This is a genomic window from Acinetobacter sp. AOR14_HL (assembly GCF_027855175.1).
Taxonomy (GTDB): Bacteria; Pseudomonadota; Gammaproteobacteria; order Pseudomonadales; family Moraxellaceae; genus Acinetobacter; species Acinetobacter calcoaceticus.
The window spans coordinates 97,273-119,082 of record NZ_JAKTII010000017.1 but is presented as its reverse complement, the minus strand read 5'-3'; the positions used below and the strand labels follow the sequence as shown (position 1 = coordinate 119,082).

Here is a 21,810-nt window from a genome sequence, read left to right as displayed (position 1 = left end):
AACCATTTTTATAATTTTAATGGATGGGAACGTTATAAATGAAAGACATGATCGGGAATGGTTTTATCACTAATGCAGATGCTTTCTCTGTGGCTACACAAATATATGTACGTATGCGTAGGGTGACTGGGCGGGTAATAGATGCAATGTACGTGATTCAAAATAAAGATTATGCAAAATATGTAATTACGGTAGCGTTAGAAACAGAGGATGACGAATTAAAACGATGCGTTGAGCGATTAAGATCGTTGGTTGACGCAATACCCGAGTCTTCTCAAAAAGAAAAACTTGCTGATGTTAAAGTCGATGAAGGTTCAGAAATTACCGCCGAAGACATTTATCGGGCACAAGTTCCACACCATTATATAGGTGCATTGAGATAGTCCAGATCACGGTCCTAAATTTTCTGGTCAATTTAGGGCCTTATTCTGTAAAGTTCTTCTGCGAAAAGAGCGGAATTCAGCTACACTATGCACGTTTTCGCGATTCGACCCATAGGAATCCATTATGCATATTGCAGCGTTGCATCAACCGAGCCAGGTTCAGCTCAATCAAGACGGAAATTTAAAACATTTTTTAACGATTGAGGGACTTTCAAAAGAAAACCTCACTAAGATTTTAGATACCGCACAAAGCTTTTTAGATGATAATAATAATTTAATTAACCGTCCGCTCTTAGAGGGATTGACGGTTATGAATCTTTTCTTTGAAAACTCCACCCGTACTCGTACTACTTTTGAAGCAGCAGCAAAACGCTTGTCTGCAAATGTATTGAATATTGATATTGCACGTTCAAGTACATCAAAAGGTGAAACGCTACGAGATACGCTCTGGAACCTGGAAGCAATGGCTGCGGATATTTTTGTTGTACGCCATTCATCTTCGGGCGCTGCACATTTCATTGCTAAAGATGTGTGTCCAAAGGTCGCAATTATTAATGCTGGAGATGGACGTCATGCCCATCCAACGCAAGCGATGCTCGATATGCTTACCATTCGCCGTGAAACAAAAAAACCGTTTGAAGAGTTGAGTGTTGCCATTATTGGTGACATTAAACACTCTCGTGTAGCACGTTCGGATGTTGCAGCATTACAAACACTAGGATGTAAAGATATTCGTGTGATTGCACCGAATACATTATTACCAGTGGGCTTTTCAGAATATGGCCAGCATGTCCGCTTGTTTAATAACATGGATGCAGGGATCGCAGATTGTGATGTGATTATTGCTCTACGTATTCAAAATGAGCGTATTGATTCTCCAGCATTATCTTCACAGTCTGAATTTTACAGAATGTATGGCTTAAACAAAGAGCGTCTTGGTTTGGCTAAACCTGATTGTATCGTTATGCATCCAGGGCCAATGAATCGTGGTGTAGAAATTGATTCAAGTGTGGCGGATGGAGACCAGTCGGTTATTCTGAAACAAGTAACCAACGGTATTGCAGTTCGTATGGCTGTGTTGGCGTTGTCAATGCAAGGCCAACTCCAAGAACAAGGCTTAATTGAAGCGATTACGTTGTAAGGAATGGATCACATGAGTATTGTAAAAATTGAAAATGTACGTGTGTTAGACCCAATCCAGAAAACAGACAACGTACAAACTGTATATATTCAAAATGGCAAGCTGGTTGCTCCAGTAGAGCAAGTTGAACAAACCATTGATGGTCAAGGCAAATGGTTAATGCCAACCATGGTTGATTTGTGCGCGCGTTTACGTGAGCCTGGTCAACAGCAACATGGGACACTTAAATCTGAAGGGAAGGCGGCACGTGCTAATGGCATTTTGCACGTCATTACCCCACCAGACTCAAAGCCGATTGTACAAGACAACGGTGCCCTCATTCATGGCTTGATTGAAAAGGCATGGCTTGATGGTGGCATTCACATGCATATTATTGGTGCTCAAACTCAAGGCTTAAATGGTAAACAACCTGCAAATATGGCTGGCCTGAAAAAGGGCGGATGTACTGCTGTTTCAAATGCTAACGCTGCTTTTGAAAATGATGATGTTGTTATTCGTACTTTGGAATATGCAGCTGGTCTTGGCTTAACGGTTGTGTTCTATGCTGAAGAACCACAGATTGCTAAAGATGGATGTACACACGAAGGCTTTATTGCTTCTCGCCAAGGTCTGCCGATGATTCCGGCACTTGCTGAAACTGTAGCGATTGCAAAATATTTGCTTATGATTGAAGCAACTGGCGTAAAAGCTCACTTTGGTTTGTTGTCTTGTGGTGCATCGGTTGACCTAATTCGTGCTGCAAAAGCAAAAGGCTTACCTGTGACTGCCGATGTTGCAATGCACCAGTTACATTTAACTGAACACTTAACAGACGGTTTCAATTCACTTGCACACGTTCGCCCACCATTGCGTTCTGAGCAAGATAAAGAAATTTTACGTCAAGGCTTAAAAGAAGGCGTAATTGATGCAATTTGTACGCACCATGAGCCTTTAAGCAGTTCGGCAAAAATGGCGCCATTTGCTGAAACTCAGCCGGGCATTACAGCTTTTGATACCTATGTATCGTTAGGGATTCAACTCATTAATGAAGGTTTATTTGAACCTCTAGAATGGGTTGCTAAAGTAACCAGCGTACCAGCACAGGTTGCGAACATGACCTCGCGTTGGGAAGATGAAGCTGGATGGGTATTGGTAGATCCTGCTTTTAACTGGACAGTAAGCAAAGACACTATTTTATCGCAAGGAAAAAATACCCCATTGTTGGGTCAAACCTTGACGGGTAAAGTACTTCAAACTTTTGCTAACTGATAAAGTACTTAGTTAAAGTAAATTTAAAATATAAATAGGTAGATCAATAAGATCTGCCTGTTTTGTAAATACTAGATGGAAAATTGTATATAAATTATATAAAAAACAATAAAAGATTCTAGGCAGATTAGAATAAAAAACTATCAGCAAAGAAGAACTATTTGAATAATCAAAAGTTGCTGGTTACGACGTATAAATTCGGGAGAATAACCAATGTCGATAAACCCTATAGAATTGCTTAAAGAAAAAGTATCTTCAATATTATTAGATGAACAGGATGGATACCTAGGCGAAAAATCAAATGCTTTATCTAAGTTTTATCCAATTTTACTTTCATTATTAGCTGCTAAACCTGATCTTATCGGACAATTGAAAAATAGTCTGGCTCCATCGTTATCCGATCTTTTTTCTCATAATGATCAAATCAAGAATACTGTGCTTACTCATTTAAGCGGCACAGCACCAAATAATGAAATTGAAAGCACACTTAACAGTGCAATTAAACCGAGTCTTACTGCAATTTCAGATGTTGCTGGAAATGACCAGCAAAGTATTGTGAATTACTTGCGCCAGCATGCAGATACTATTCGTTCGTATTTACCTGCATGGGCAGTAGGTCTATTAGCACCTTTAGGTGTTGGTGCAGGTTTATCTTCGGTTCCACACTCAACTTCAACAGCTCCACCATTAGCTGCAGCCAGCGAAAAAACGGGTAAGTCTCGTGGGTTCTTGCCTATTATTGCTCTAATTATTCTGGGTCTTATTATTGCGTGGTTATGGCGTTCTTGCCAGCATAAAGAAGCTGTACCAGCACCAGAACCGTCGGCTGCAAGTGGTGTTGAAGCCGCTGCTGCACCAGCTAGTTTAACTTTAAGTACAGATGATAAAGGGGCAGTGAGTCAGTGTCAGGCTGGGATTGGTGACCAAGGATTTTTGGCAACGCTACAAACAAACGTTAAAAAGGTTTTTTCGACAACTCAAGATTGTAATGTGGATACAAGCCAAACTTATGCGGCTTCATTTACAGACAAAGATGCACTTGCTGGTGTGCTCGGTGCATTAAAAGGTGTGCCAAATGCATCTTTAGAATGGGTGGGTGATAAAATTACTTTGAAAGCGGGGGATGCGGCAACATTAGAAGCTTTAACTGCAAAAGTAAAAGCATTGGTGCCACATACTGAGGTTGTAGCCGCAGCACCAGTAACAGCTGAACAATCTGTGAGCAATAGCTTGAGTGCATCACAAACTGCTCTAACAGCAATTGACCCGAACAATGTCGATGTAAATGCTTTGGTGAAAGCCCTTAACTTGCAAATTATTAATTTTGCGAGTGGTTCAAGTGAAATCCCTGCGGATAACAAAGCTATTCTTGATCAAGCTGTAACACTTTTAAATAAAGTGTCTGGAGTGAAATTAAATGTTGGCGGCCATACAGACTCAACCGGTAATGCAGCTTCAAATAAAGCTTTGTCTCAACGCCGTGCTCAAGCTGTAGTAGACTATTTAACATCTAAAGGTGTAGATGCCTCTAAATTAGTTGCACAAGGTCATGGTTCTGATCAACCAGTTGCTGAAAATACAACTGATGAAGGACGTTTCAAAAACCGTCGCATCGAGTTTTCAGTAGCTCAATAATGAAATAATTTATGAAAAATTATTGATTTTATTCATTTTGATTTGAAAAAAGCTTCTCATTTTGAGAAGCTTTTTTTATAGAGATAAATATTGTTGGGTTAATATGAAAATCAGTTTGATAGGAAGTGGACGAGTTGCCTTTCATTTGGCACAGGCTTTATTGGCTCAAGGTCATAACATCGTACAAGTCTATGCACGTGATTTTGATAAAACCCAAAAATTTGCAGAGAAAATTCAAGCAAAAGCATGTCAGTCTTTACAGCAATTTCAATCGACCGAGCTCATCATTCTAGCGGTTTCAGATAGTGCAATTGCTGAGCTTGTAAAACAGGTTCATGAATTATTTCCTGAAACTCTTATGGTTCACACCTCGGGTAGCACTAATATTGAAGTCATCAGTCATGTGCATGAAAAAGCAGGGGTGTTTTATCCATTACAAACTTTTAGCTTAGAAAGAGATGTTGATTGGTCTGCAACGCCGTTATTTGTTGAATCCGTAACAAATGTCGACCAGGAACTACTTTTAGATTTAGCAAATAGCCTAAGCAAACGAGTATATCAATACACCTCAAAGCAGCGTTTAACTTTGCATTTAGCAGCCGTATTTGCCTGTAATTTTAGTAATTATTGTTTTGATATGGCAAAGCAAATAGTGGATGCAGAACAGGTGGACTTTAGTTTGCTTTATCCATTAATTGTGGAAACAGCAAAAAAAGCCACTGAAAATGATCCAAAACAAATGCAAACAGGGCCAGCGGTACGAGGCGATCAAAATATCTTAGCAATGCATCAAAACCTATTAGCTCAAGCAGAACGAGATGATTTAAAACAGGTGTATCAACTTTTAAGTGATGGCATCTTACAACGCCATCACTCGGCTTAAAGCTTATTTAAAAATTAAGGTTCGCCGTTATTTCCCCATTTTAAAAAGCCCGCACGTTGATTTAAAAGTTCAAAATATTGGTCGACATGACTAAGCGTTGGATGGTCAAAAGGCGTTGCCTTCCAGCGCTGTACAGACAGACCAATTGGAATATCGGCTAAGCTAAATTGTGAACCTGCAACATAGGCTTGAGTTTTTGCAAGTTGTTGATCAAGCATCTGCATATGACGATTCCACTTATCAATACCTTGTTGTAATAAGTTTGGGTCTTGATGATCTGGTGAATGTCTAAGCAGAGACATAATCGTATAAGTCCAGCTGTTATTCAGCTCTATCGCTTGCCAATCAAGCCACTGGTCTACAAAAAATCTTTCTTTCGCTTGTGTAGGGTAAAGCAGATGCTCTTTGTCATAAGCATTTGCTAGATAACGGATAATACTATTGGACTGCCAAAGTACTAAATCACCACCTAAAACAACAGGAATTTGTCCATTGGGGTTTAATTGTAGAAATTCAGGAGATTGTGTTGAAAGAACGCCTCTTCCCCAATCTTCTCTTTCATATTCAAGATTTAATTCTTCGCAGAGCCACAAGACTTTACGAACATTAATTGAGTTATCGCGCCCTAAGATTTTTAGCATATTATTTTCTGACTTTCGTGAGTTTAAGTAATTAGTTAGTGAAGTGTTCATTTCTATATTTTTAACATGATTTATGAATATTAATAAGTCTAGAGATTAACTAAAGTGATATTTAAAGAAAACTATATTGCTTGTGAGCTTTTTGTTTTTAGGGAGATATGTGAATAAAGGAAGATTCAATATACCTCAAGAGGGGGATGTTGTTACGTGAAAACAAAATGAATATTCGCTCGTTATGCTGTCTGCATCTGCTTTTAGCAGGTAATAAAAAACCGCACTTCGGCGGTTTTTTGAATTTTGGTTTATCTACATTGGTTCTCTGGCTTGTGTAATTGCTCACGCAGCCATTCAGAATCCTCCTGTAGATTTTCTTTAGTATATCCCATTGTTCTAACCTCTTCTGAGGCTGATTCATATTCTTTAAATCTACTTAAGATAAAGTCAAAAAGTTCAATATTTTCTTTCCATCCTTTGCAATCAAGAGCTTTGAGTTTATTAGACCTAACAAGATCTTCTTGCTCAGTTTTTGCTTCTGTGGAAATGATTTGATTTCTGTCCGATTGTGTTTGAATGTATCGTTCCATTAACTTGTAATATTTAAGTTCAAAGTCTTCTTGAGTTGAGGCAAAGCAGCCACTTGAGACAATTACGCAAATTAGAAATGCGAAAAGCTTCATTGTTATTTTCTGTCTAGTTAAAATGGTTGTTATTATTATATTTATATAACTAATAATTCAAAGGTTATTTTCATTTAAATCTTTATGCTCAGCTAATTTTTAATTCCGCTTATTCACTAGATTGGTTTTAAAATAAAAGGCTTAGATTTTGTTCTAAGCCTTTTTTATTAGTTACTTAATCTTTTTAAAGATAAAGTCATTAATCTTATGACCTGACTCAATACCACGGCGTTCAAACTTAGTCACTGGGCGCCAATCTGGACGAGGGTAGCTATTGCCTTTACCTGCCAAGTTTTCAAGGTCTGGACGGTTGTCTAATACATCTAGCATCCATTCAGCATACGGTTCCCAATCTGTTGCAGCATGGAATGTACCGCCAAGCTCAAGCTTTTGTTCAACCAATGGCATACGCTCATGGGCAACAAAACGACGTTTGAAATGACGTTTCTTTTGCCAAGGGTCAGGGAAGTAAAGTTGTACGCAGTTAATGCTGTTGTCTGGCATTTCACGTAGAACCTGAATCGCGTCTGCATCAAGTACACGTAAGTTTTTAACTTCTGCTATACCTGCTTCATATAGGCATTGAGCAATACCAGGTACGTGAACTTCAATACCCACATAGTTGCGTTCAGGGTTCGCTTTTGCCATAAGGACTAACGAACGCCCCATACCAAAACCGATTTCTACAGTTAATGGACGCTCTGGGTGTTCGAAGTGTTGACGTAAGTCGCCAACAGGATATTCCAAAATTAAATCGCGATGTTGTTCTAATGCCGTGCGTTGAGACGTATTAAGTGGTGCTGAACGACGCATAAACGTCACAATTTCACGGTGTTCAGGCAAATTGTCTAAGTCTGCAATTTGCGTTTCTAACTGATCGATCGACATAACCTTGGCAATATTGAAATTCAAATGCGGTATTTTAAGTCTTCAGGTGATCAAGTCAAATGTTTCGGTGTTTTTCTTCATGTAGATGTCATGATCAATATTTACTCTAAGAGACTAATTAAAACTCATATGAACACTTTTACTCATGAAAACTTTTCAATTAAGAACACTTTCGGTCTTTTTAAGTGCATTAGGTGCATTTTCATATAGCTCAGTTGCTCAAGCACAGCTGATGTTTAGTCAATATGTTGACGGCAGCAGCAATAAAAAAGGCTTGGAAATTTATAATCCAGATGGCGCTACAGTTAATTTAGCCGATTATGAGATTCAACAATTTAATAATGGTGGAACAGCGAAGACTGTGGCTTTTCGTTTACAAGGTACACTCGCGAGTAAACAGAAGTTTTTAGTGGGCCGCTCAGAGTTGCAAACTGAGCTTGGAAGTAAAGTTAATCAGGTGGCAGCACTCTCTTTTAATGGTGATGATGCAGTCGTACTTGTTTATAAAGGTACACCTGTAGACCGTTTTGGTCGTATTGGTGAACGCCCAGCAGCGGGATGGGGGACAGCAGTTTCAAGCTTGGGAAATAGTTTTAAGCGTATTGAAACAGAGAACCCAGCTTTAAGTGTTGATGCAACCGCCGCATTTGATTTGGACCATTCATGGTCTGCTTGGACAAACCGAAATGACTTTTCAAATTTATCAGGATCTACAACTCAGCCTCCTGTTGAAACAGTCAGTTGCTCAAGCTCAAATACAGCGATTGCTGACTTAGCTGCAGCAACTCAAGACCAGACTTATACTGTGCGTGGTGTGATTACAGCTGACTATCGTTATGCCAATGGATTCTCTGGTTTTTATGTTCAGACGCCAGACACAAAAGCACGTGCAAATGTTAGCAATGCCATTTTTGTTTATATTCCAAATAGTAGTGCGGTAAAAGGTGGACAAGTTGGCGATGAAGTTATTTTACGTGGTCGTTTAACTTCTTATCAAAATCAGTTACAGATAGATCAGTTACAACAAGATATTCAAACCTGTAATAGCAATATGGCAAATCAGGTTCAGCCGATTAGCCTTGAACTTCCATTTGCAAATTTAACTGGTGGATCGACCAATTCTCCACAGCGTTATCAAGGTATGTTGGTCAAATTACCTCAGACTTTAACGGTCAGCGAGAACTACAATTATGGCCGTTATGGTGAATTATCGCTGAGCTTAGGCCGCTTATATATTCCAACCAATTTATATCCTGCGTTATCTCCTGAAGCTAAGGCTCTAGCTCAGAAAAACTTATTATCAAAAATTATTTTTGATGATGGTTATAACAACCAAAACCGTACACCATGGTTACCAAGCAATTTTAGTGCTGCCAATACGCTACGTTCGGGTTATGAACTTAAAAATGCTGAAGGTATTTTAGAATACCGTTTTAATGGTTGGCGTGTACAACCTGTGCTTGGGCGCAATCAACCTGAGGTTCTTACTCAACCAAACCCACGTCAAAGTGTCCTTACCAAAAATGCCAATCACATTCGTGTAGCTTCATTTAATGTTTTGAACTATGACAATGGCGCAACAGGTTTCCCAACAGAGCGTGGTGCGACAACACAAGCTGAGTTTGACAAACAGCATCGTAAAATTGTGAGTGCACTTAAAGCGATTGATGCCGATGTATACGGTTTGATGGAAATTGCCAACAACGGTTATGGACCGAACAGTGCTATTGCTCATTTGACCAAAGCTTTAGGTAGCGATTGGAAATATGTCGTTCCTGAAAATCTAGACCGTTTAGGTGGTGATGCGATTGCTGTGGCTATTATTTATAACAGTAAGCGTGTTAAGCCTTTAAATAAGCCTGTTGTACTCGATTTGGGTGATAAGAACCGAACAACTTTGGCGCAAAGTTTCCAAGCAGTTCGTGGTAATAAAACGTTTACTGTTATTCCAAATCATCTTAAATCGAAAAGCTGTAGTGGGGTCGATGCTAGCTCTACTGATGCAGACCAAAAAGATGGTCAAGGCTGTTGGAATCCAACTCGTGTGAAAGCAGTTGATCAAATTGTGCAGTGGTTAGCGAAAAATCCAACTCAAGTGCCTAAGCAAAATGCTTTACTTGTCGGGGATATGAACAGCTACGCAAAAGAAGAACCTATTTTGTCATTTGAAAAAGCGAATTATAAAGTTTTACTTAATGACACTAAAATCGGTCAGGGTACTCAGGCATATAGCTATGTTTTTGGTGTTGCAAGTGATGCCAACGGTAATGGGGGAGCAGGTAACCTAGATCATGCAATTGCTGATGCGTCTTTATATCCAAAAGTAGTGAGAACCTTTGCATGGCATATCAATGCTGATGAGCCAACGGCTTTAGACTATAACGAAGAATATAAAACAGATGAGCAAAAGGCGTTGTTCTATGGTGAAGATGCTTATCGCTCTTCGGACCACGACCCAGTAATTGTAGACCTAGATTTAAATGGAAAAGACTCAAGTCATCCGGATGATGATAAGAAAAATGGTATTTTTGATTTCTTATCTGAATTAATGAACTGGCTTAGCCAGCTTTTTAAGCGCAGTTAACGGAAAAATTGCGTGACGCAAATGTGTTTTATCATATTTTAAACAATCGTCACGCAAGACAACTTGCAAGGAATGACTTTTTCAAGAATATTAGGTGGTGTAAGTATTTTATAAGTTTACGCTTTTTTACAATTAAAGAATTGTGCAAACCTTGCAGGTTTTCTAGAAGCAATTTAAAACGTTAATATGAGATAACAAGGATCAGATATGAAATTATATTATTCGCCAGGCGCATGTTCTTTAGCTGCACATATTATTTTAAATGAAATTAATGTTGATTTTGACTTAGAACGGGTAAATTTAAAAACTCATAAAACAGAAAAAGGCGCAGATTATTACGAGATTAATCCAAAAGGATATGTACCAGCTTTAGAAATTAACCCGGGTTTAATGTTAACTGAAAACGTTGCGATTTTACCATTTCTTGCTCAGCATGACCCTAAGCAGGATTTAATTCCGCCATCTGGTATGGGTCGTGCGAAAGTATTGGAGTGGTTGGGGTACTTAAACTCTGAATTACATGATGCTTATGCAGTTTTCTTTGGCGCACCGTTAACAAATGATGAAAAAACCAAAGCTTATGCAGAAATTGATCGTCTTTTAAAATATATCGATAATTATTTGGCTGAATCTGATTATGATTATTTGGTAAATGATAATTTTGGCCCAGCAGATGCTTATCTATTTGTTTTAACAAACTGGTCAAACTCAATTGAGCATGATTTAACACCATATAAACACATTATTGCACTACGTAATAAAGTTGCAGAGCGTCAATCTGTACAAATTGCGATGCGTGATGAAGGCTTAATTTCATAAAAGATTTTAAAAGCCAAAAAAAGCCCCTAATCAATAGGGGCTTTTTTTGTTAAAGACAATTAGTTTTGAGCATCTTTTTTTACTTCAGCAGCGGTATTTTCAACAGCTTGAGCTGTATCAGCAGTTGCCTTACGAGCAGTCGCTTCAGTTTTTGCAGCAGCTTCAGCGGTAGCATCAGCAGCATGGTCAGTTGCAGCGTCGATTTTATCAGCAGCATTATCAGTTGCAGTTGCAATATCGTCTGCAGCCTTGTCACCAGCAGATTTGATATCTGCACTTGCTTGTTGAGCTGCATTTTCTAAGTGTTCACCCGTTGTCGCACCTGTTTCTGGAGCTTTATCTTTATTACATCCAACAAGAGCAACGGTCGCAGCAAGACCTAAAGCAACAAGTAATTTATTCATTGTGTTTTTCCTTCTAATTTATGGCATCCAAAATTATGGATGTCTAAAATATAAACATAAACTAACTGATTAATAAAGATCGAAAATTGTTAAAGAGTTGTAACTCTAATATTAAAAAAGCCTAGCATTTTGTAATGCTAGGCTTGAATTAAATAATAATGGTTTGACCTATTTTTATTGCCCCGAACGGATGATGTAATCAAACGCAGAGAGTGATGCTTTAGCGCCTTCACCCGTGGCAATAATGATTTGCTTGTAAGGCACAGTTGTACAGTCACCCGCAGCAAATACACCTTTCACATTGGTTTCGTTGCGGTCATTTACAATGATCTCGCCACGATTGGTTAACTCAAGCTCACTGTCTTTTAAGAAGTCAGTGTTTGGCAATAAACCAATCTGTACAAAGATTCCTGCAAGCTCAACTACATGCTCTTCATCAGTGGCACGGTCTTTATATTTAAGACCTGTCACTTGTGATCCATCGCCTAACACTTCTGTGCTTAAAGCATTCATGATCACTGTCGTGTTTGGCAAGCTATGTAATTTGTTTTGCAAGACTTGGTCTGCACGAAGTTTAGTGTCGAACTCAACCAAAGTGACATGCTCAACAATCCCTGCAAGGTCAATTGCAGCTTCAACACCTGAGTTACCGCCACCAATCACGGCAACACGTTTTCCTTTGAACAATGGACCATCACAGTGTGGGCAGTACGCGACACCACGGGTACGGTATTCAGCTTCACCCGGTACATTCATCTCTCTCCAACGTGCACCTGTTGAAAGGATTACTGTTTTAGATTCAAGTTTTGCACCATTTTCAAGTTCAACTTCAACCAGACCATTTGCAGTTTGATCTGCACCAACGATTTTGCTTACACGTTGCAGGTTCATGATATCAACATCGTATTCACGAACATGTGCTTCCATTTCGGCAGCAAATTTAGGACCTTGAGTTTTTTGAACAGAAGTGAAGTTTTCAATGTCCATGGTGTCCATGACCTGACCACCAAAACGTTCAGCCACGATACCTGTGTTAATGCCTTTACGTGCTGCATAGATCGCAGCAGTTGCACCCGCAGGACCACCACCAATCACTAACACATCAAACGCATCTTTGGCATTAAGCGCCGCTGCATCTTTTTCAGCAGAGTTGGTGTCGAGTTTTGCTACGATTTCTTCAAGTGTCATACGACCCTGACCAATGTGTTCATTGTCTTGGAAGACCATTGGAACCGCCATGATTTTGCGTTGTTCAACTTCGTCTTGGAAGAATGAACCATCGATCATGGTTGCAGTTGTGTTCGGGTTATAAATTGCAATCAGGTTAAGCGCCTGTACCACGTCCGGACAGTTATGACAGCTTAGCGATACAAACACATCAAAGTCAGCTTTGAGGTTTAAACCTTTAATCTGGTTAAGCACTTCATCAGAAACTTTAGGAGCATAGCCAGACACCTGTAACAGTGCCAAGATCAAAGATGTAAACTCATGTCCCATTGGTAAGCCGGCAAAGAACACACGTGGTTGTTCACCTGCTTTAGACACACCAAAGCTTGGACGACGTGTATTGTTGCCATCAAAACGGGCAGTGACCTTGTCAGAAAGTTCAGCAATTTCGCTAACTAGCTCTTTAATTTGAGCAGCTTTATCTGATTCATCTAAAGCAGCAACTAATTCGATTGGACTTTCTAAACGTTCTAGGTAAGCTTTTAATTGAGTTTTAATGTTTTGATCTAACATCTGTTTTTACTCCAATGCATCCAAATTCTTTCAATAGATGCATAGTACGTTAAAACACAAAATAGGTAAAACAGTATGTTTTTATAGATTTGATCGGTTTTTTGAATGTATTATGATACTCATAAACAATATCAATAATTTAAAGCGGTAATTTGTCTTTAAGTGTCCTTTATTACTTTTTTTTATCTTTTAAAGTGAAAGTATTTAAAAATTTATATATGTTATATGGCTGTAAAGATTTTATGTCATAACATTAAAAGGTACTTTCATGTCATTGCAACGCGGCATTTATCAGCATTATAAAGGTAATCTCTATCAAGTTTTTTCTGTGGCAAAACACAGTGAGACTGAAGAGGAGCTAGTCGTTTATCAGTGTCTTTATGGTGACTATTCAACTTGGGTGCGTCCACTAGATATGTTTACTGAAACGGTTCAAGTGGCTGATGGAAGTATCGTACCGCGGTTTAAGTTAATTCAAAGCACTTAACTCAAACGGCTGTCATATAAAATAACGAGTTTAAAGGGTGAATAGATGCCAAATACTTTTTTCTTACAAAGAGTTGCAGATTTATATGACACCTTTAAACGGCATGATGCCCAGCAGGCAGATCGCTTGCTGCGTTATCGCAATATTGAGGCTGAGTCTGCAAAACTACTGTCGCAATTTATTCGCATGCAGCAAGCCAAGGCTATTTTAGAAATTGGTACTTCAACGGGTTACTCAACTTTATGGTTAGCTGAAGCCGCTCAGGCAACTGGTGGGCAGGTGACTACAGTTGAAATTGATGCAAAGCGAAGTGCTGAGGCGAAACGCCATGTTGCTGAGTTAGAGCTTAGTGAAATCGTTCAATTTTGGGTAGGGGATGCAACTGATTATTTAAAAGAAGCGCAGGAAACGTTTGATTTTATTTTGTTAGATGCCGAGCGTCATGCTTACGAGAATTATTGGCCAGATTTAAAACGTTTGATCAAGCCAAAAGGTGGCGTACTCATTATTGATAACGTCATTTCACATGCGGCTGAAGTAAAATCATTTCTGGAACTGATTAAAAATGATCAAAACTTTATGAGCAGTATTTTGCCGGTAGGCGCTGGTTTATGTATGGTGGTTCTGAAGTAAGTTCACTTTCTTTAGATATTCTTGCCGATAAGCTTGCGGACTACAGCCCTGTACTTTATTAAATGCACGGGTGAAATTGGCAGGATTGGAATACCCCAGCTCATAGGCAATATGGGTAATGGTAAAGGCGGAATTCTCTAATAAATCAATGGCGCGCTCAGTGCTGATCTGTTGCTTTAAAGCATGAAATTCAACACCTTGTTGCTGCAAATAGCGTTGTAGGGTTTTGGTAGAAATGTTTAATACTTTTGCACATTCCATTAGGGTTGGGACTTGATTGGCTTGCCGCAACATCATGCTGACCCATTCAACAATTTCACCTTGATGATAGATCTTTTGGATTTGTTCCTGACAGCGTTGCTCAACTATTTTTAAACTATGTGCGTCAGCTAAAGGCAAGGGCAGTGCCAATTGTTGCTGATCAATTACCACGCGTATACCTGAAAGCCACGTATAGTTAAAGTGGAAATTGGCTTTCACTAAGGATACGTAACGTTCTTGATAGCTCGGCTCTGGAACACTCAAATACACTTGGTAGCGTTGCAATTGCTGACCTGCTAACTCTAACAGGCTGTAGTAAAACGCCACGGCGATCGCTTCAATATGAAAGGCCAAACATTGCTTATTCATCTGCAAAATCGGTTCGAATAATAGTTCAACCTTTTGCTGATTGGTCGGAAATCCAATACTGAGCTTAAAACTCGGCATAATCAGTCTAAAATATTGGGCAATCAGCCTCAGTGCATGTTCCAAATTAGGACTGGTCATTAGCGCATAGCCCACTAGACTATGTGAGCTGAGTTTTATATTTTTACCCAGTTCAAAGGCCAAGTCTTGGGTATTGGGCAGACTTAAACCCATCTCAATAAATTGTTCAATTTGTTGAATCGATAATAATTCTGTTTTTGCCAGTTCTTGCTGCAATGCCACCAACAAATCATTATCGTATTGATGCGTGTTGATTAAAATTTCAATCAGCCGTAAATAATAACGTGATGGAATAACAGGGATCTGTTGCTTCTGCACAAGAAAAACTCAGTAAAGTCTTAAAATGATAATAGCAAGTCTTAAAATGATAATATAGAGGGGCTATGAACGAGCACAATCAATTCAAGAAAAACATTTTGTGTTTGATTGGAGTCTCTAATGAATACGCATACTCAATTGGATGTCGAGCAAGCGACAACAACATTTAAGGATAAAAAACGTCATTTATGGCTATTGGGTTTGGCTGTACCGACAATTGCAATGGGTGGCCTGGCGGGCTATCAATTTGGTCCTAAAAAAACTAAAAAGTTCTTCGCTTCATTTGGGCCATTATTTATTCATGGTGTTATTCCTGCATTGGATAAATTGATTGGTGAAGACAACGAAAATCCGCCATTAGATGCAATCGCCGATTTAGAAGCTGATCCGTATTACGCTCGTATTGTTAAACTTTTTATTCCTCTGCAATACGCGACCAATATCTATGGGGCATATTTAGCCAGTCGTAAAAATACACCTCTTGCTGATCAGGTTTTACTGGGAACTTTGGTGGGAATGGTCAATGGGATTGCTATTAATACGGCACATGAACTTAGCCACAAGAATGGACAGCTTGAACATTATTTATCGCATTTAGCGTTAGTGCCCTCGGGTTATAACCATTTCCGAATTGAACACCCTTATGGACACCACCGTCGCGTTGCGACACCTGAAGATCCAGCATCTTCGCAATTTGGTGAAACCTTCTGGAAGTTTTTACCACGTACCGTAATTGGTAGCTTTAAATCGGCAATCGAAATTGAAAAGAATCGTTTAGAACGTAAGAAATTGCCTTTCTTCTGTAAGGAAAATGAGCTAATTCATGGCTGGGCGATGTCTGCTGTGTACCATACAGCCATGTTGATGAAATTTGGTGCGCGTTCGATTCCATTTCAAGTCACTCAAGCCGCTTATGCAGTAACTTTGTTTGAATCGGTGAATTATATTGAACATTATGGTTTAAAGCGTGCAAAGAAAGAAAATGGCCAATATGAACGTACTTTACCAGAGCATAGCTGGAACAATAATAATGTGGTGACCAATTTGTTCTTGTATCAATTACAACGCCATTCAGATCATCATGCCAATCCAACCCGCAGCTTTCAGACCTTACGTCACTTTGAAGATGCGCCGCAATTACCAGCAGGCTATGGTGCAATGATTTTGCCTGCATTTATTCCATCTTGGTGGTCAAAAATTATGGATGATCGCGTTGTCGATCACTATAAGGGCGACCTCAGTAAAATCAATATGCATGTTGATGTGAAGGAAAAAATGCTAGAAAAATATATTGAACAAAATGACGCGGCTTAAATAGTTGAAAGATATAAAACAGATCAGCCCAAGCGGGCTGATTTTTTATGATTAAGCAGAAATACAGAGCCTTTTAAAATGCAGATCAAACTCAAGATATTTGTGAACAAATGCAGTTTTATCATTTGTACGTAGCAAATTATTGTAGATAAACTCTGGAACGGGATGATAGAGCTCACCTGAGCCATTGCTATAGAAAATTTTTAAATAGCGTGAAGAAACATCGTATTTCCAAGAGGTTACAACAACAGATTTTTCCATATAACTACTCCTACTTTTGTTTGATCTTTTAATACATATATAAAACTCTTTTGTTTCATCATTTGACAGTACTCTAAGTTAAGCAGGCTGACAATTCATAAATGAATATTGCTATAAATTTATAAGTATAAGAATTGTAAAAAATTAGCTATAAAATTTTGGTGTGGAGTAGGGCTTAGATTTATAAAAATAAACAATAAAAAAACCACCCTAAAAAGGGTGGTTTCAGACGTATTGGTCTAATCTAAAAAATTAGATTTTACCAACTAAGTCGATAGATGGAGCAAGAGTTGCTTCGCCTTCTTTCCATTTAGCTGGGCAAACTTCACCTGGGTGAGCGTGAACGTATTGAGCAGCTTTTACTTTACGAAGAAGTTCAGACGCATCACGGCCGATACCACCAGCGTTAAGTTCAACGATTTGGATTTTACCTTCTGGATCGATAACGAAAGTACCGCGGTCAGCTAAGCCTTCAGATTCGATAAGAACGTCGAAGTTTTTAGAAAGAGTCCAAGTTGGGTCACCAACTAATGGATATTGAATTTTTTTGATTTCTTCAGAAGTGTCGTGCCAAGCTTTGTGCGTGAAGTGTGTATCAGTAGATACAGCATAAATTTCAACACCAAGTTTTTGGAATTCAGCGTAGTTGTCTGCTAAGTCACCAAGTTCAGTTGGACAAACGAAAGTGAAGTCAGCTGGATAGAAGAATACAACAGACCACTTACCTTTAAGGTTAGTTTCGTTAACTTCAACAAATTGGCCGTTGTGGTAAGCAGTTGCTTGGAATGGTTTAACTTCAGTATTAATCAAGCTCATCATTGTCTCCATGATTGAGGTTTATATTTAAACTTGTTTACGAGATGTAGAATAAATAAAAATTCTTTATTGGGGAAATAGTATTTTTACATGACTAAAATCGGAAAATTGAATAAGTGATAAATTTGCGATTTTTAAGTCCCCAAACACTGTACTCGATTTGACTGCAAAAACATGTAAATCAAATGACAGTTATAGTAAAAGAAACTTGCCTAACAACATGAAGTCTCGTTAGTGAGAATTCAAGGGTAAAATGTAAAAAAATTAAAAATATATCAAAAACCAATTGTTTTACCTTATGCACATTAAAGCGTAAAATAGCGGATTGTTGTATTTTCAGGAAAGTTTGTTTGTGCAGAATGGTTTAAATATAGATCAGTGGGTGATGGCAAGAGATCGTCACCGTTTAAATCGTTTACGTAAAGATAAAAAAGCCAATACAGCAGAGATTGAAAAATTATTTGAACAATCTAATGCCAAAGTAAGACAGCGCTTTGCACGTTTACCTGAAATTAAACTAAATCAGGAACTACCAGTTTCTCAATATGCTGACCGCCTAATTGATGCAATTCAAAAGCATCAGGTCATTATTGTGGCAGGTGAAACAGGTTCCGGTAAAACCACTCAGCTTCCCCAAATTGCAATGTTAGCAGGTCGTGGCTTAACAGGTATGATTGGTCATACACAGCCACGCCGTTTAGCAGCACGTAGTGTGTCGCAGCGTATTGCAGAAGAAGTCGGCGAAAAGCTTGGCGAGTCGATTGGTTTTAAAATCCGATTTAATGAACAAGGTTCGCAAGATTCGATTGTCCGGTTAATGACCGACGGTATTTTACTTGCCGAGTTAGGCAATGATCGCTTCTTGTCTAAATATGACACGATCATTATTGATGAGGCGCATGAACGCTCACTCAATATCGACTTTATTATGGGTTATTTAAAGCAATTACTGCCAAAACGCCCAGACCTTAAAGTCATCGTGACTTCGGCAACTTTAGATGTAAATCGTTTTAGTAACTACTTTAATGATGCGCCAATTTTTGAAGTGGAAGGGCGTAGTTATCCAGTTGAAGTGCTTTATCGTCCAATTTCAGAGATGAATATTGGCGGAAGTGACGACGATGAGTTTGATGATTTTGAAGAAAATCTACCACGTGCAGTGGTACAAGCGGTTGAAGAATGTTTTGCCGATGCCGAAGCAAAAGGTCACCCAGAACATGCCGATATTCTGATTTTCTCAAGCACAGAGCAAGAAATTCGTGAATTACAGGAAACCTTGCAAAAGTACGGGCCAAGACATACCGAAATTTTACCGTTGTATGCGCGCTTAGCTGTTTCTGAACAACAAAAGATTTTCAGTCCAGGTGGTAAAGGCCGTCGTATTATTATTGCGACCAACGTAGCCGAAACTGCGCTTACTGTTCCAAATATTCGCTATGTGATTGATAGCGGTTTTGCCCGTATTTCTCGTTATAACTATCGATCACGTGTACAACGCTTACCGATTGAAGCCATTTCCCAAGCTGCTGCCAATCAGCGTAAAGGGCGTTGCGGTCGTATTGCTGCCGGTGTCTGTATTCGTTTATACAGCGAAGAAGACTTTTTAAGCCGTCCAGAATTTACCGAACCAGAAATTAAACGAACTAATTTAGCTTCCGTTATTTTGCAAATGCAAAGTTTGGGTTTAGGTGAGTTAGAAAACTTCGATTTTATTGAACCGCCAGATTTCCGCCTTGTGAATGATGGTCGAAAGCTCTTGATTGAGTTAGGGGCAATGAATGAGAAGAAAAATGAGCTAACCAAAGTCGGGCAAATGATGGCACGTATGCCGATTGACCCACGTTTAGCACGTATGATTATTGGTGGTGCACATTTTGGTGTACTCAAAGAAATCTTGATTGTGGTGAGTGCTTTAGCGGTTCAAGATCCGCGTGAACGCCCAGCAGACAAACAAATGCAGGCTGACCAAAAGCATGCATTGTTCAAAGAAGCAGATTCAGATTTTCTGTTTTATTTGAAACTTTGGGATACTTTAAATCCTAAAGGTGAAGCAAGTATGTCTGAAAATAAACGACGTCAGTTTGCTAAGGAGAATTTTTTAAGTTGGTTGCGTTTACGTGAGTGGAAACAAACGCATCAGCAATTAGTTGAATTAGCAGAAGGTTTAAAACTCAGCTTTAATGAAAAAGATGCAAATTATGAAAACTTGCATCGTGCATTGCTGACAGGGTTACTTTCTTTCATTGCCAATAAAACAGATGAACGCAATACCTTTATGGCAGTGCGTCAGCAAAAGGCAAAAGTTTTTCCGGCAAGTACTCTGCACAAAACCAATACCTCGTGGGTGATGGCTTTTGAGATGGTCGAAACGTCGCAGGTATATTTACGTACTTTGGCCAAAATTGATCCTGAATGGATTTTGCTCGCTGCACGTGACTTGTTGAAATATCACTATTTTGAACCGCATTGGTCTAAGAAAGCGGGGATCGTAAATGCGTATGCGCAAATTTCCTTATTTGGTTTAATTATTGAACCAAAACGTTTAATTAATTTTGAGAAAGTTGATCAACCTGCTGCTCATGAGATTTTCTTACGTGATGCATTAACTACAGGTAATTTGGGTACGGTTCCACCATTTTTAAAACACAACTTACTTAAACTTGAAGAAGTAGAGCGAGTTGAAGATAAATTGCGTCGCCGTGATTTGGTGGTTGATGAAGAAACAATTTATCAGTTCTATGCCTCTAAAATTCCCGAAGAAATTGCAAGCCGTCGTAGTTTTGAAGACTGGCGAGCGACGGTAGAAGCAAATAATCCGCGTTATTTATTTGTTGAGGATGATGCACTTTGGCTCAATGATCGACCAACTACGCAGCAATTTCCAGATCATCTGCATAATGGGCAACTACGTTTAGCCACAACATATCATTTTGACCCAAGCCATGACGAAGATGGTGCAACTGTTCAGATTCCTGTTCAGGCACTACCTCAGGTTGATGAAAATATTTGGTCATGGGGAATTCCTGGTTGGCGCCAAGACTTAATTGAGGCTTTACTCAAAGCGTTACCTAAAGACAAGCGTCGTAATGTGGTGCCTATTCCTGATACAGCTCGTAAGCTCATGCAGGGTATTGATGCAGTACATTTACGTGAACATATTTTTAGTTATTTAGCTTTTGCCTTACGTGGCGAGCAAATTACAGACAAAGATTTCTCGTTTGAACGCATTGATCCATATTTGGTGCCATTCATTAAAGTCATTGATGAAAAAGGTAAGTTGATTGCGAAAGGTCGTGATCTGCCAGAGCTAAAAGCACGTTGTCGTGTGGAAACGCATCGTCCAGTAAAACAGCAAAAAGGTGAGTTTAAAAACTTCCCTGACAACTTTACTTTTGAGGCTTCACACAAGGTCACAGGTGTTGTTGTGAAACAATATCAGGCTTTAGTGCCGACCAAAGCTTTTGCTGAAACTGATGCTAAAGATGATTCTGGTATTGTCATACAAACCTTTAATGATCAGGCTGAAGCCATTAAACACCATCGTGAAGGTATTATCCGTCTGGTACACATGCAACTTGGTGACTTGGTTCGTCAATTGAAAAAGCAGATTTCAAAACCGCTTGCTTTAGCTTACTCACCTTTGGGTGATAAAGCTAAACTTGAGCAGATGTTGGTTTATGCAACCTTGCAAATGGCAATTACGACTCTGCCAATTAATGCAGATGAATTTAATAAACTGCTAGAACAGGTCAAAAAGCAATTTTTGAGTTATGGTCAGCAAGCTCTTGAGCAATTGAGCGAGATTTATATTCAATGGCAGCAAATTCGCCGTCAGCTTTTGGTGCTTGATCCAGAGATATTTGGGCGAAGTATTGATGATATTGAAGATCAGTTAGATTTAATGTCACTGAGTAATTTTGTTTATTGCCAGCCTGTCGATCTTTGGCAGGAATACCCGCGTTATTTGAAAGCGCTGCTATTGCGTTTAGACCGATTGCCCAATAATCTACAGCGAGATCATGCAGCAATTGACGATGTCGATCCATGGATGGACAAGGTGTTTAAATTAAAAAATGATCCTAAAGTCAAAGAATTGTATTTGATGTTGGAAGAGTTTCGCATTTCTTTATTTTCTCAACCGATGAAAACCAAGATGCCTATTTCACCAACTCGACTGCAAAAGTTATGGGATCGTTTGGGAATCAGTTAAAATAGATATGGGTCTGTTTA

Annotated in this window: 19 protein-coding genes; 11 read left to right on the top strand and 8 right to left on the bottom strand. The window is 39.0% G+C overall.

Translation table 11 applies throughout. The annotated features are described in order from the left end of the window. Window positions 1–38: 38 nt before the first annotated feature. From MKL38_RS16600 to MKL38_RS16580, 5 genes are all read left to right on the top strand, one after another. Window positions 39–383 (top strand): hypothetical protein, encoded by a 345-nt coding sequence (locus MKL38_RS16600; RefSeq protein WP_270903829.1) that lies wholly within the window; start codon window positions 39–41, stop codon window positions 381–383. Window positions 384–507: 124 nt separating this feature from the next. Further along, on the top strand, window positions 508–1,524 hold the full coding sequence (locus tag MKL38_RS16595) for an aspartate carbamoyltransferase catalytic subunit (RefSeq protein ID WP_270903828.1): 1,017 nt from the start codon (window positions 508–510) through the stop codon (window positions 1,522–1,524). 12 nt (window positions 1,525–1,536) lie between these two features. Then, on the top strand, window positions 1,537–2,772 hold the full coding sequence (locus MKL38_RS16590; RefSeq protein WP_270903827.1) for a dihydroorotase: 1,236 nt from the start codon (window positions 1,537–1,539) through the stop codon (window positions 2,770–2,772). A 213-nt stretch (window positions 2,773–2,985) separates the two neighbouring features. Further along, a complete protein-coding gene (locus MKL38_RS16585) occupies window positions 2,986–4,407 on the top strand; it encodes an OmpA family protein (protein WP_270903826.1) in 1,422 nt (473 codons plus the stop codon). A 103-nt stretch (window positions 4,408–4,510) separates the two neighbouring features. Next, entirely contained in the window at window positions 4,511–5,290 is a 780-nt protein-coding gene (locus MKL38_RS16580) for a Rossmann-like and DUF2520 domain-containing protein (RefSeq protein WP_270903825.1), read from the top strand. Window positions 5,291–5,304: 14 nt separating this feature from the next. On the opposite strand, the gene MKL38_RS16575 is transcribed toward MKL38_RS16580, so the two are convergent. The 3 genes from MKL38_RS16575 to trmB all read right to left on the bottom strand — a co-directional run bounded on the left by MKL38_RS16575 (window position 5,305) and on the right by trmB (window position 7,496). Beyond that, window positions 5,305–5,931: a glutathione S-transferase family protein gene (locus MKL38_RS16575; protein ID WP_270903824.1), complete on the bottom strand. Its 627-nt coding sequence runs from the start codon at window positions 5,929–5,931 to the stop codon at window positions 5,305–5,307. A 302-nt stretch (window positions 5,932–6,233) separates the two neighbouring features. Then, complete coding sequence (locus MKL38_RS16570; RefSeq protein ID WP_191899510.1) at window positions 6,234–6,608, bottom strand: hypothetical protein; 375 nt, start codon at window positions 6,606–6,608, stop codon at window positions 6,234–6,236. Window positions 6,609–6,779: 171 nt separating this feature from the next. Continuing rightward, a complete protein-coding gene (trmB, locus tag MKL38_RS16565; protein ID WP_004642023.1) occupies window positions 6,780–7,496 on the bottom strand; it encodes a tRNA (guanosine(46)-N7)-methyltransferase TrmB in 717 nt (238 codons plus the stop codon). 145 nt (window positions 7,497–7,641) lie between these two features. Here trmB and MKL38_RS16560 point away from each other — a divergent pair, with 145 nt between their 5' ends. Beyond that, the gene (locus MKL38_RS16560; RefSeq protein ID WP_270903823.1) at window positions 7,642–10,080 is read left to right on the top strand and encodes an ExeM/NucH family extracellular endonuclease; all 2,439 of its coding nucleotides are present in this window, start codon (window positions 7,642–7,644) and stop codon (window positions 10,078–10,080) included. 207 nt (window positions 10,081–10,287) lie between these two features. Continuing rightward, on the top strand, window positions 10,288–10,899 hold the full coding sequence (locus tag MKL38_RS16555) for a glutathione binding-like protein (RefSeq protein WP_004642025.1): 612 nt from the start codon (window positions 10,288–10,290) through the stop codon (window positions 10,897–10,899). 59 nt (window positions 10,900–10,958) lie between these two features. On the opposite strand, the gene MKL38_RS16550 is transcribed toward MKL38_RS16555, so the two are convergent. Then, entirely contained in the window at window positions 10,959–11,303 is a 345-nt protein-coding gene (locus tag MKL38_RS16550; protein WP_270903822.1) for a hypothetical protein, read from the bottom strand. A gap of 174 nt (window positions 11,304–11,477) precedes the next feature. Then, the gene (gene ahpF / locus MKL38_RS16545) at window positions 11,478–13,043 is read right to left on the bottom strand and encodes an alkyl hydroperoxide reductase subunit F (RefSeq protein ID WP_270903821.1); all 1,566 of its coding nucleotides are present in this window, start codon (window positions 13,041–13,043) and stop codon (window positions 11,478–11,480) included. A gap of 268 nt (window positions 13,044–13,311) precedes the next feature. Between ahpF and MKL38_RS16540 the strand changes: the two genes are divergently transcribed. Then, entirely contained in the window at window positions 13,312–13,530 is a 219-nt protein-coding gene (locus MKL38_RS16540; RefSeq protein ID WP_003652655.1) for a DUF1653 domain-containing protein, read from the top strand. A gap of 45 nt (window positions 13,531–13,575) precedes the next feature. Continuing rightward, the gene (locus MKL38_RS16535) at window positions 13,576–14,163 is read left to right on the top strand and encodes an O-methyltransferase (protein ID WP_270903820.1); all 588 of its coding nucleotides are present in this window, start codon (window positions 13,576–13,578) and stop codon (window positions 14,161–14,163) included. On the opposite strand, the gene MKL38_RS16530 is transcribed toward MKL38_RS16535, so the two are convergent. Continuing rightward, window positions 14,140–15,189 (bottom strand): helix-turn-helix domain-containing protein, encoded by a 1,050-nt coding sequence (locus MKL38_RS16530; protein ID WP_270903819.1) that lies wholly within the window; start codon window positions 15,187–15,189, stop codon window positions 14,140–14,142. The genes MKL38_RS16535 and MKL38_RS16530 overlap by 24 nt on opposite strands. 120 nt (window positions 15,190–15,309) lie before the next feature. Between MKL38_RS16530 and MKL38_RS16525 the strand changes: the two genes are divergently transcribed. After that, window positions 15,310–16,503, top strand: coding sequence for an alkane 1-monooxygenase (locus MKL38_RS16525; RefSeq protein ID WP_270903818.1), 1,194 nt, complete (start codon window positions 15,310–15,312; stop codon window positions 16,501–16,503). Window positions 16,504–16,554: 51 nt separating this feature from the next. On the opposite strand, the gene MKL38_RS16520 is transcribed toward MKL38_RS16525, so the two are convergent. Further along, window positions 16,555–16,764, bottom strand: a complete 210-nt coding sequence (locus MKL38_RS16520; RefSeq protein WP_003652651.1) for a KTSC domain-containing protein — start codon at window positions 16,762–16,764, stop codon at window positions 16,555–16,557. 252 nt (window positions 16,765–17,016) lie between these two features. After that, entirely contained in the window at window positions 17,017–17,580 is a 564-nt protein-coding gene (gene ahpC / locus MKL38_RS16515; RefSeq protein WP_003652649.1) for an alkyl hydroperoxide reductase subunit C, read from the bottom strand. A 352-nt stretch (window positions 17,581–17,932) separates the two neighbouring features. Here ahpC and hrpA point away from each other — a divergent pair, with 352 nt between their 5' ends. Then, window positions 17,933–21,790, top strand: coding sequence for an ATP-dependent RNA helicase HrpA (gene hrpA / locus MKL38_RS16510; protein ID WP_270903817.1), 3,858 nt, complete (start codon window positions 17,933–17,935; stop codon window positions 21,788–21,790). Window positions 21,791–21,810 lie beyond the last annotated feature (20 nt).